Source organism: Pseudomonas sp. SDO524_S393 (assembly GCF_054071875.1).
In genome coordinates this window covers 74,734-84,650 of sequence record NZ_JBSVVZ010000026.1, presented here as the reverse complement: position 1 = coordinate 84,650, position 9,917 = coordinate 74,734, and the positions used below count along the sequence as shown (strand labels likewise).

12 protein-coding genes are annotated in these 9,917 nt (G+C 66.1%); 3 read left to right on the top strand and 9 right to left on the bottom strand.

Features of this window, described 5'->3' with window-relative positions:
* Positions 1-382 precede the first annotated feature (382 nt).
* From gspD to gspG, 5 genes are read right to left on the bottom strand one after another with little or no spacing between them, the layout of a single operon-like run.
* A complete protein-coding gene (gspD, locus tag ACW9IB_RS14045) occupies positions 383-2,692 on the bottom strand; it encodes a type II secretion system secretin GspD (protein WP_457414111.1) in 2,310 nt (769 codons plus the stop codon).
* A complete protein-coding gene (gspM, locus tag ACW9IB_RS14040) occupies positions 2,689-3,201 on the bottom strand; it encodes a type II secretion system protein GspM (protein ID WP_457414110.1) in 513 nt (170 codons plus the stop codon). The genes gspD and gspM overlap by 4 nt, the downstream gene beginning before the upstream one ends.
* The gene (gene gspL / locus ACW9IB_RS14035; protein ID WP_457414109.1) at positions 3,194-4,252 is read right to left on the bottom strand and encodes a type II secretion system protein GspL; all 1,059 of its coding nucleotides are present in this window, start codon (positions 4,250-4,252) and stop codon (positions 3,194-3,196) included. Before gspL ends, gspM begins: the two co-directional genes overlap by 8 nt.
* Positions 4,249-5,127 carry a type II secretion system minor pseudopilin GspK gene (gene gspK, locus ACW9IB_RS14030; protein ID WP_457414108.1) on the bottom strand — a complete coding sequence of 293 codons (879 nt, stop codon included), beginning with the start codon at positions 5,125-5,127 and terminating at the stop codon, positions 4,249-4,251. The genes gspL and gspK overlap by 4 nt, the downstream gene beginning before the upstream one ends.
* Before the next feature lie 8 nt (positions 5,128-5,135).
* On the bottom strand, positions 5,136-5,585 hold the full coding sequence (gspG, locus tag ACW9IB_RS14025; protein WP_457368122.1) for a type II secretion system major pseudopilin GspG: 450 nt from the start codon (positions 5,583-5,585) through the stop codon (positions 5,136-5,138).
* A 148-nt stretch (positions 5,586-5,733) separates the two neighbouring features.
* On the opposite strand from gspG, the gene gspI reads away from it, so the two are divergent.
* Positions 5,734-6,099 carry a type II secretion system minor pseudopilin GspI gene (gene gspI, locus ACW9IB_RS14020; RefSeq protein ID WP_457414106.1) on the top strand — a complete coding sequence of 122 codons (366 nt, stop codon included), beginning with the start codon at positions 5,734-5,736 and terminating at the stop codon, positions 6,097-6,099.
* Here gspI and ACW9IB_RS14015 read toward each other — a convergent pair.
* Positions 6,086-6,517: a type II secretion system protein N gene (locus ACW9IB_RS14015; protein WP_457368124.1), complete on the bottom strand. Its 432-nt coding sequence runs from the start codon at positions 6,515-6,517 to the stop codon at positions 6,086-6,088. The genes gspI and ACW9IB_RS14015 overlap by 14 nt on opposite strands.
* 93 nt (positions 6,518-6,610) lie before the next feature.
* Here ACW9IB_RS14015 and gspH point away from each other — a divergent pair, with 93 nt between their 5' ends.
* Positions 6,611-7,063 (top strand): type II secretion system minor pseudopilin GspH, encoded by a 453-nt coding sequence (gene gspH, locus ACW9IB_RS14010; RefSeq protein ID WP_457414105.1) that lies wholly within the window; start codon positions 6,611-6,613, stop codon positions 7,061-7,063.
* Complete coding sequence (locus ACW9IB_RS14005; protein ID WP_457414104.1) at positions 7,060-7,671, top strand: type II secretion system protein GspJ; 612 nt, start codon at positions 7,060-7,062, stop codon at positions 7,669-7,671. The genes gspH and ACW9IB_RS14005 overlap by 4 nt, the downstream gene beginning before the upstream one ends.
* A gap of 10 nt (positions 7,672-7,681) precedes the next feature.
* Here ACW9IB_RS14005 and ACW9IB_RS14000 read toward each other — a convergent pair whose 3' ends face one another.
* From ACW9IB_RS14000 to ACW9IB_RS13990, 3 genes are read right to left on the bottom strand one after another with little or no spacing between them, the layout of a single operon-like run.
* On the bottom strand, positions 7,682-8,608 hold the full coding sequence (locus ACW9IB_RS14000; protein WP_457414103.1) for a FecR family protein: 927 nt from the start codon (positions 8,606-8,608) through the stop codon (positions 7,682-7,684).
* Between the two features lie 37 nt (positions 8,609-8,645).
* A complete protein-coding gene (locus tag ACW9IB_RS13995) occupies positions 8,646-9,191 on the bottom strand; it encodes an RNA polymerase sigma factor (protein WP_457368128.1) in 546 nt (181 codons plus the stop codon).
* Entirely contained in the window at positions 9,188-9,817 is a 630-nt protein-coding gene (locus ACW9IB_RS13990; RefSeq protein ID WP_457414102.1) for a TonB family protein, read from the bottom strand. The genes ACW9IB_RS13995 and ACW9IB_RS13990 overlap by 4 nt, the downstream gene beginning before the upstream one ends.
* Between the last annotated feature and the right edge of the window lie 100 nt (positions 9,818-9,917).

Sequence of the window (9,917 nt, the reverse complement as noted above, 5' to 3'; positions counted from 1 at the left end):
AGATGTAATAGCTGACACGCCGCCTTCGCGAGCAAGCCCGCTCCCACATTTGGACGGAGACCGGCTTCCAGGCCGCCGCGCTTTTGATTTTGATCTTGAGCGCCCCGTCAAACCACGCTGGCCGAACGCAGGTTTGAATCCGTGGGTAACCCGGCAGGACGCCGGGTTAGCCGCCCCGCGCCAGGGATGGCGCGTGGCGGCGGCCCACGGATTCAAGCCTGCGTTCGGGCACACCGAGCCACGGCGAGGTGCCGAGTGGTGGGGCAAGAGCGTTTTGGTTACTTTTGACTGGGCCGGCTTCCGGCTTTTCAAAAGTGAGCCGCTGTAAGAGCGGAACCCTAAGTGGCCGTTACCGCAGCAACGGATATGTACTCGATCAAAATCAATCACGAACCGGCACCGCCCGAATCACCGCCCTCGGCCCACTCCCCGGAATCGCCTTCTCCACCGAAGGCAACTGCGGCGCCTGCACATCCGGCAACGCCCAGCTGTGTTCCGGCTGCAACCCCGCCTGCGAGCGCCGCATGAATTCATACCGGTTCAACGTAATACTGCGCCCCGCCCCACTGTCCCGAATGATGTAAGGCCGCAAAAACACCATCAGGTTGGTCTTGTTCACGCTGCGCCGTTCATTGCGAAACAACGCCCCCAAGCCCGGGATCTCCGACAGCCATGGCACCGCGTCATTGCTCTGGCTGTAGCCGTCCTGCAGCAACCCGCCCAGCACCATGATCTGCCCGTCATCGAGCAGGATGCTGGTGTCGATCGCCCGTTTGTTGGTGACCGTCCCCGCCTCCACCGACGCCCGTGCGTCCACGCTGCTGACTTCCTGGTAGATATCCAGCTTCACCGTGCCGCCTTCGGAAATCTGCGGGCGGACGTTCAGCTTGAGCCCCACTTCTTCACGCTGCACCGTCTGGAACGGGTTGTTGCTGTTGCCGCCGCCACCGGTCACATAACTGCCGGTGACGAACGGAATGGTCTGGCCCACGAAAATACTCGCCGCTTCGTTGTCCAGCGTCAGCAGGTTGGGCGTGGACAGCACGTTGGTGCCGCCCTTGCTCTTCAATGCGCGGGCCAGCACCTTGAGGTCGAGGACCTTGCCGATGCCCGGGATATCCACCGTGCCCTTGACCACGCCGACGTTCAGCCCGGCCGGCAATACATCGATGCTGGTCTTGCTGGTGGGCGTGGCATTCACACCGCTGCCGCCCAGGTTGGCGCCACCGAAGACGCCCTTGCCTGCCAGGTTGCCGGTCTGCCATTGCACACCGAACTCGCTGGCGTCGTCTTCGCCCACTTCCACGATCAGGCTTTCGATCACCACCTGGGCACGGCGCTGGTCAAGCAGGTCGATCACTTCCCGCAGGTTGCGGTACAGCGGGTCCGGTGCGGAGATCAGCAAGGTGTTGGTGGTGGCGTCGGCCTGGATAGTGACCCCGCCGGCGCTGAACGCGGTGTTCTGGTCGCTGGTGGTGCTGGCGTTGCCGGTCGCCGGGCTGCCCGACTGGCCATACCCTGAATACCCCGGCTGCACGCCGCCGCCGGTGGGTGTGCCGCTGCTGTTTTGGGGTGTGCTGCTGCCCTGGAGATTCTGGCCGTTGCCGCCCATGCTGCTGAGCTTGCCCCGCGCATCGTCGCTGGTGCCGGACTCGCTTTCGCCGGTGAGCAAGCCGCGCAGCGACTGGGCCAGCTTGCCCGCCTGGGCGTTGCGCAGGTACACCACGTGCATGTTGCTGGGGTTGCTCTGGGCGTTGTCGAGTTTGTAGATCAGGTTGCGCGCCAGTTCCGTGCGTTCGGGACTGCCGGAGCGAATGATGATCGAGTTGGAACGCGGGTCGCCGACCACGTTGATCTTCTGGGTCTGGTCGGCGCCCTGGGTTTCCAGCAGCTCGGCAACCATTGCGGCGATGTCCACGGCGATGCCGTTCTGCACCTTCACCACATCGGTGTCGATGGCGCTGGGGGTGTCGATGCCGCCGATGATCTGCGCGACCCGCGCGAGGTTTTCCGCGTAGTCGGTTATGACGATGCTGTTGTTGCCCGGGTAGGCATTGATCGGGTTGTTCGGTGAGACGATGGGGCGCAGCACCGGGATCAGGTTCACCGCGTTTTCATATTGCAGGCGAAAGGTGCGGGTCTGCATGCCACTGCTGCCGGGGCTGTTGATCGGGCCACCGAGCAACTTGGCATCGGCCTCGGGCACCACCTGGGCCACGCCGCCCACGTCCACCACGCTGAAGCCTTGCATGCGCAGCGCCGCCAGCAGCATGTCGTAGGCCTGGTGCGCCGGCACCTGGCCTTCGCTGACCAGGGTCAGGTTGCCCTTCACCCGCGGGTCCACCAGGAACTGTTGGCCGGTGGCGCGGGACAATGCGCGCACCACCGCCTGGATGTCCGCATCGACGAAATTGAGTTGCACCGGCTGGTCGCCCAGCGGGTTGCGCGCCTTGACCGGCGCCGGGGCCTGGCTGCGGGCGCTGCTGGTGACCCGGTGTTGTACGGGCGGCGCAGGCGCGGGCGCGCGTTGACGGTCAAGCAGCGTGTCGCCGCCGCGGCGGGTGTCGGCCAATGGCTGGCCGAGCTCGCTGTCCACCAGCAGCGGCTTGTGGGCCTCCTGGGTGCTGCACGCACTCAGGGCCAGCATCAGCAGCGGCGCGACCTTGCGAAAAGGGGGAACTGACCACTTCATGAAGCTTCCTTAGCGCCAGGCGCCTGATCCATGCGAACGGTCCCGGACACGGTGCCGGCCGAGTTATCAACGGCATCCACGGCACGCTGCAAACGTGCTTCGGACACCTCCAGGGAAAACGAACGGGGGGTTCCCAACAGCCAGCCCACCACCGCATCGGCGGGGGCCTTGTCGAACGTCAGTCGCCAGCCGCCGGAGGCCTGCGCCTGCAACTGGTAATGCCCTTGCAGACCGGCACCGTCGAGGGCCTGGCGCAGCGCGCGTTCATCCGCCTGGCGCGGCGCGGCCACGTCCTGCAATAACACCAGCAAAGCTTCGGCCTGGGAGCGCAACCGGGGCGTCTCGGCTTGCCAGTAATCGATCTTTTTCAAGGCGGGCTGGACCAGCACCAGCCAGGTCAACAGGCCCGCCAGCACCAGACCCGCCCCCATCACCATGCGTTGTTCACGCAGGGCCAGGCCAGCCCAGAGCAGCCGGGCCTGGCTGCGTGCCCGTTGCCACTTATTCATCGACGGCCTCCGGGGTATCCGTGGCCTGCGCCGGGCCGATGGACCAGCCGTGGTCTTCGCGCGTGGCGATAAACCCGGCCTGGGCCAGAGCAGCCTGCCATTCACCTTCGACGGCAGGGTTGCGGCTGTCGGCCAGCAACGCCAGATGCAGACGACCCTGTTCGAAGGTCAGGTGGTCGACACTGCCGACCATGAACGGCAGGTTGCTGCCCGCCAGTTGCAACAGGCTGATGAAGCGCTGGCCGGGATCTCCCGCCACCCCGCTCTGCCGCGCCGCCAGTTGCTGACGGGCCTGCTGCAACGGATTGAGGACCACCGGCAGTTCCGGGAAGGCCTGCCGTACTTGCTGGCTCATCAGCGCCTTGAGCCGCTGTCCCTCGTCCACTTGCCGGGCGGCGTAAAGGTTCAGTCCCAGGGACCAGACCGCTACCGCCAGCGCCACACAGGCCAGCGCACGCCCCCAACCGGCTCTGGCTGGTTGAGGCAGACGCCCGTGCAAGCTCCAGGCGGGCACCACGCCACTCCAGCGCTGCGCGGCTTCGACCTGCGGGGTGTCCAGAGCTGGCACGCCCAATGGGTGCACAGTGCCTTGTTGCAGGCTGTCGCGCGTCAGCCAGAACCCGTCTTCCAGAGTGCTCGCGCCCACCGGCAAGGCATACGGCGCGGGATACAGGCCGCGCAGTTTGATTGGCAATTGCGCCAGCCGCTCCAGCCCGGCCCTGGGCACCCAGGCGACCGCCACCCCGCCATCGCTTTCGCGCGGGCCATGGGCCACGTGCATCTGCTCCAGCGGGCCGAGGATCAATGCCTGGGCGGCGCAGGCCACCGCCGCCGAGGTTTTCGCGGCCGGCAGCGGCGGCAGTTCCAGGCGCGTGAGCAGGCTGTCGCGCGGGTGCAGAAAACACTCCACAGCCAGCGAGGGCCTGCACACCTGCGACAGGCTCGCGCGCCCCTCTTCGACCACCGCGCCGCGCTCCAGCCAGGCGTAGCTGACGTGGCTGTCGGCGGTCAGTTGTTCGAGCGGCGGCAAGCCGATGCGCAAGCGTTTCATACGCCCACCCGCGACCAGATCACGCGGGGCTGGCGGTCTTCAGGGCGATGCAGCAACGCGTCGAGGGTCACGCGCCGCTGTTCGCGTCGGGCCTGGCCCTGCACGCGAAACCACTCGCTGGTAATGCCCACGTGTACCGAGTCCACCGCTACCTGGGGCAAGTGCAGACGGTTGACGAAATCCCCCCGGTTGATGAACCAGTGTCCGCTGTCACGCTCGGCCACCAACCCTTGGGCCTGGGACAGGCTGAGCTGCGGCACCACGGCGCTGAGCACTTCAGCGCTGGCGGTGTTGCCGTTGACCCAGGTCATGCCGGGCAGGACGCTGAAGTAACCCTGCAAGCGATGCAGCAACTGCGGATCGAGCCCCTCGAGGCCGCTCAGATCCTCCACGCTGCGCAGCACCGGGTAGCGCGCAGGCGCGTCGAGCCGGTCGTAAGAGGCAATCACCCGTTGGCTGATGCGTCGGCTCAGCGCCGGAGCGACGCCGATCAGCCGGCACAGCCGCTCGAAACGTTGCAATTGCTCGTTGTCCAGTTGCTGACGGTTGACCAGGTTGCGCAGGTTGAACTTGCCTTGCTCGTCGACGATCCGCGCATCGAACGCGCCGGACTGGGCACGGGCCCAGGGCTGGTCGAGGCGCGTGAGTACCTCATGTTGACGCGCCTCCCAGAGGATCTGCCGGCTGCGCTCGAGGCCGCCCTGCAACACCCATTGGCCCTGCACCCGCGACAGCTCGGCCTCAAGGCCCCGGGTGAAGAGGCTCTGGCGGGTGAGCATGGCGCCCGCCATCACCGCCACCACGGCGGCGATCAACAGCGCGCTGATGATCGCCATGCCGCGCTGCTTCGCCACGCCGGGCGAATACCGTTTCATGGCGCGCCTTACAACTGCCAGGAGCCGATATCGGCATTGACGCCATCACCGTCCGGTTGGCCGTCGGCCCCGAGGGAGAACACGTCGACCTCACCGTTCGCGCCCGGGTTGAGGTAGTGATAGGGATGGCCCCAGGGGTCGTTGGGCAAACGGTCGAGGTAGGCGCGCCAGTTGCTGTTCTTCGCGTCCGCCGGGCGCTCGACCAGCACCTTGAGGCCCTGGTTCATGCTCGGGTAACTGCCATGGTCGAGGCGGTACAGCTTGAGGGCTTGCATCAAGCCGCCGATGTCCTGCTTCGCCGCCGTGGCCCGCGCCTGGTCCGGACGATCGAGCACCTTGGGCACCACCATCGCGGCCAGGATCCCGAGGATCACCACCACTACCATGATCTCGATCAGGGTGAAACCGCGCTGGCCGCGAGGGCCTGGCAACCGGGACGTTAGGGGCGCGATATCCATCTCGACATTCCTTGGCTTGAGTGCATTTCGTGGCGCAGTGTTGCAAGAACATATGTCAGTCGTATTGAAAATCCTCGGGTGTTTCGGTCGCCAATCAGTCAACTGCGGGCGCTAGTCTGCGGGCCTGTTTCCGAGCTTCGAGAGCGCCATGGCCGGCCGTCGCAACGCGCAAGGTTTCACCCTGATTGAAGTGCTGGTGGCGCTGGCGATCATCGCCGTGGCCATGGCCGCCGCCGTGCGCGTGGCCGGGTTGATGACCCAGAGCAATGGGTTGTTGCGCGACAAATCCATCGCGTTGCTGGCGGCACACAGCCGCCTGGCGGAGCTGCGTCTGGAAGGCCACCTGCGCAGCGGCAGAAAGATGTTCGACTGCGACCAGGGCCGCCTGAAACTGCGTTGCGAGCAAACCATCAGCGCCGAGGGGCACCTGTTTCAGGTCACGGTGCAGGTGCTGGACGCCAGCCGCGAGGCGCCGCCCCTGGCCCGCCTGGACACCCAGGTCATGGCCGAGTGAGTCGCGGCAAGGCAGGCCCGTCCGGCAATTTGTCGAGGTTGACGCGCAGCGTTTCGCCGCCACGCTCGATCTGCACCCCATCGCCTTCGATGGCGGTCAAACGCACGCCCGGGCTCAAGCGCTCGCCCACCTGGAAGCTGCGTGGCGCACCGTCATTGAGGCTGAGGATGGCCACCGCGCCCCGCGCGCCCGCCAGCACCCCCGTGACCTTGACCTGCAACGCGGTGGGCACCGTGGAAAACCACTGCAACGCCGGGTTGTCACTGCGCGCTGCCAGTGCCTGCGGGGTGGCCTGGGGCGTATGGGATTCGGCGGACGTCAGCAGCAGCGGCGTCCACACCGCCACGCCGGCCACTGCCGCCAGCAGCCCCAGCGCCTGCACGCCGTGGGCCAGGGTAAAACGAGGGGCGAATGCCATGGTCGGGACCTCCTGTTTGTCCGTCGCACCAGCCTACAGGTCAATTCGCACGCTTTTATTTCACACACTCCCCAGTTCTCCAGGTAGCCCGCGATGAAACAGCAAGGCTTCACCCTGATCGAGTTGATGGTGGTGCTGGTGATCATCGGCATTGCCAGTGCAGCCATCAGCCTGACCATCAAGCCCGACCCGCTGCACCTGTTGCGCAAGGACGCCGAACGCCTCGGCCAACTGCTGCAAGTGGCCCAGGCCGAAGCGCGTGCGGACGGCCGCCCGATCACTTGGCACGCCGATGCCAAGGGGTTTCGCTTCAACCGCCCGCGCGACGGTGGCCAGGGTATGGAAGCCTTCCAGGACGATGCCCAATTGCGCCCGCGCCGCTGGGAAAGCCCGGCGGTGCAGGTGCGGATCGAGCCTCGGCAAACCCTGGTGCTCAATGCCGAATGGATCAGCCCGCCACTGCGGGTGGAGCTGTCGGATGGGCAGCACCGCCTCAGTCTGCAACGGGACAACGCCGGCCTGATGCGCGTGGTGAGCCAGCCATGAGCAGGTCCCAGAAAGGCTTCACCCTGATCGAAGTGATGATCGCGATCCTGTTGATGGCGGTGGTCAGCCTGATCGCCTGGCGCGGCCTCGACAGCGTGACCCGCGCCGACCAGCACTTGCAGGCCAGCGCCGAGCAGACCGAAGTATTGCTGCGCGCGCTGAACCAGTTGCAGCGCGATGTCAGCCTGCGGGCCAGCGTCGAACTGATGGCCCCGCCACCGGCCCCGGATGAAGTGGCCAAGACCGATGGGCTGGCCGCCGTGACCGTGCGCAGTTCCGACACCAAAGGCTTTCGGCTCGATGTGATTCGCAGCGCGCCACTGGCCGGCGACGGGCTGCAACGGGTGCGCTGGTGGCTCAAGGGCGACAGTCTTTACCGCGCCGTCGCCCCTGCACGGGACCGGTTTCCGTTGCCGGCAGCCAAAGACGGCGTGGAGGTACTGACGGGGGTCAGCGATCTTCAGGTGCGGGTGTGGGAAGCGGGCAAAGGCTGGCGACAGTTGAGCGGCAACCGACGGGAAGACCCCGAAGGGTTGGAGGTCAGCCTGGTGCGGCAGACGCCGCAGGGAATTGAACGCTATCGCCAGGTGCTCGGGCCGTTACGCTAGGCGGGCATGGCTAGCTCAGCAGCACCACGCCGCCCGGCAACTCGGTGCACTTGGCACCGTAGGCATCGCGAATCAACAACGCGACGCCCGCCAACTGTTGCAGGTTGAACCGCGCCTGCACCCGTCGCTGCCCCAACGCTTTGTTCAGCAACACCAGCATGCCTGGCCGGTAGCGGTTGATCTCATCGACCACCGTCGCCAACGTGGCGTTGTCGAACACCAGCACCTGCTCGCGCCAGGCCACCACGGCCTGGGTATCCACGCCCACCGGCTCACCCACACCGGCAGCGCCATAGGTGAGTTGCCGTCCGCTATCGAGGCGCACGGCGCGCCCGGCCACCTCGACCGACAATGAACCTTCGATACAGGTCACGCACACCTGGTGGTCCGTGTTGCGCACATTGAAGCGGGCGTGCGCTGCGCTGACCCAGCCCGCGCCGGCCTGGACTTTCAGCGCTTGCGCCGTGCGGGTGACGACTTCCACTTCGCCTTCGAGCAACGTGATCCCTTCGCCGACCCGGCTGATCCGGGTCTGGGTATTGAGTTCCAGGCTCACGCCGTCCGCCAGCAGCACTTGGCGCTGCTCGCCGACCTCGGTGCGGTAGTCCGCCGTCAACCCGGCGAAGCCGCCAGGCACGCCGACGCGCACCATGACCACCGCCGCCGAGGCAGCAATAGCCGCGCCCAGGAAGGCGCGCCGGCCAAACCGGCGCGGCGCCGACAGTTGCTCGACCGCCGGCCCCAGTTGCTGCCACAACACCTTGGCCTGCTCGAACGCCTGGGCATGCGCCGGGCTCTGGGCACACCAGGCACGCAGGGCGTTGGCGTCGGCCACGGTGGCACGGCCCGAAGTCAGCAACAGCAGCCAGTCGCGGGCTTCGTCGTGCAGGGGGCCGTTGGTGGTGTCCCGGGTGGAGGGGAAGCTAAAGATATTCAAGCGCGCACATACTCACGGATTTATCAGGGACTCGACACTAAGACGGTTTTCCGGCCCCGGGACCGAACCGCTGAATCACTTTTCTTTCCAGACGCTTGGCACAGTGCCCCAGGGCGGCCTTGATTTCCTTCTCGACCATGCGCGTGGAGATGCCGAAACGCTGGGAAATTTCCAGGTGTGGCGCTTCTTCCAGGCGCGCGGCGATCAGGATCTTGCGCCGACGCGCCGGCAGCTCGTAGAGGGCCTTGACCAGGGACTGGATTTCTTTCTGGCCGCTCACCACCCGCGACGGGTCCTGGGCTTCGTCGGCGCTTTGCAGCAGCTCTTCGACTTCGCTGCCGGTGAGCAAGCGCGCATCGGCCTGGCGGCGGTCGGCGGCAATGTTCAAGGCCATGCGATACAGGTAGGCATTGGGTTGTGCCAGGTTCGGCGGCATTTCCATGCGGTCGACCCGCAGGTAGGTTTCATGCAGGACATCGTTGGCCAGGTCCTCCGAGCCCAGGCGCTTGCGCAGCCGCACCTTGAAGTCCTGGTACGACGCCAGGAACAGACTGACCATCGTACTGTGCCCGGTCTCTTTCATCCGTCCGAGCCTCCGTTCCCTGCTGTGCATTCCATGCGCATTCCTGTTGTGTCAGGCATCAAAAGTAAAGTCACCGGCTGGCGCAGCGAACTGGGAGCCGGGCGTTCGACCCGTGCAGCCCTCAGCCTGCGGACCAATGCTTCATCGCGTTGTTCGTCACCGGTGGAACTGACCAGCCGGCTGTGTTCGATCACGCCATCACGGTTGACCCACACCTGCACCAGCGCGCGAAAACTGCCGGGGCGGGTCAGTGGCGAACCGCACAGGCTGGTCTCGACGGCGTGCTGCAAGGCCGTGGCGTAGCTGTTGTTGATCCGTGCCGTCGCCCCTCGTGTCGGCGCCGACCGGCTGACGTCAGGCACTTGCAAGGTGAACGCATCGCTGCGCGCATAACGGGCCATCAGGCCACTCCCTGTCAGCAACATCGCCAAGGCCTCTTGCGCCGTGAAGCGCCCGTGCACCCCGATGGATCGCCGTCCGCGTGTGAGCTCGCGGTCCACCAGCACCGCCATGCCGGTGGCACGGCTGTAGGCTTGCAGGGCGTGCTCCAGGTCCTGGGCGGGCAGGTCCAGCATCAGGTCAGTCTCTGCCTGCGCGACGCGACCGCCGACCAGCAGCAACAGCAAGACCAGGGCACATGCGACATGCCTCCAGGCGCCTTTCTTATCCCCTGCTCTGCATCGCTGCACGGCCGACGCGTCCTAGAAAACCGTCATCCTGAGGCCA

Excerpts from the sequence above, each read along its gene's own strand:
- gspL (WP_457414109.1), bottom strand. The coding sequence starts at position 4,252 with ATGAAACGCTTGCGCATCGGCTTGCCGCCGCTCGAACAACTGACCGCC.
- gspD (WP_457414111.1), bottom strand. The coding sequence starts at position 2,692 with ATGAAGTGGTCAGTTCCCCCTTTTCGCAAGGTCGCGCCGCTGCTGATG.
- gspM (WP_457414110.1), bottom strand. The coding sequence starts at position 3,201 with ATGAATAAGTGGCAACGGGCACGCAGCCAGGCCCGGCTGCTCTGGGCT.
- gspK (WP_457414108.1), bottom strand. The coding sequence starts at position 5,127 with ATGAAACGGTATTCGCCCGGCGTGGCGAAGCAGCGCGGCATGGCGATC.
- ACW9IB_RS13995 (WP_457368128.1), bottom strand. The coding sequence starts at position 9,191 with ATGAAAGAGACCGGGCACAGTACGATGGTCAGTCTGTTCCTGGCGTCG.
- gspG (WP_457368122.1), bottom strand. The coding sequence starts at position 5,585 with ATGGATATCGCGCCCCTAACGTCCCGGTTGCCAGGCCCTCGCGGCCAG.
- gspI (WP_457414106.1), top strand. The coding sequence starts at position 5,734 with ATGGCCGGCCGTCGCAACGCGCAAGGTTTCACCCTGATTGAAGTGCTG.
- ACW9IB_RS14015 (WP_457368124.1), bottom strand. The coding sequence starts at position 6,517 with ATGGCATTCGCCCCTCGTTTTACCCTGGCCCACGGCGTGCAGGCGCTG.
- ACW9IB_RS14005 (WP_457414104.1), top strand. The coding sequence starts at position 7,060 with ATGAGCAGGTCCCAGAAAGGCTTCACCCTGATCGAAGTGATGATCGCG.
- gspH (WP_457414105.1), top strand. The coding sequence starts at position 6,611 with ATGAAACAGCAAGGCTTCACCCTGATCGAGTTGATGGTGGTGCTGGTG.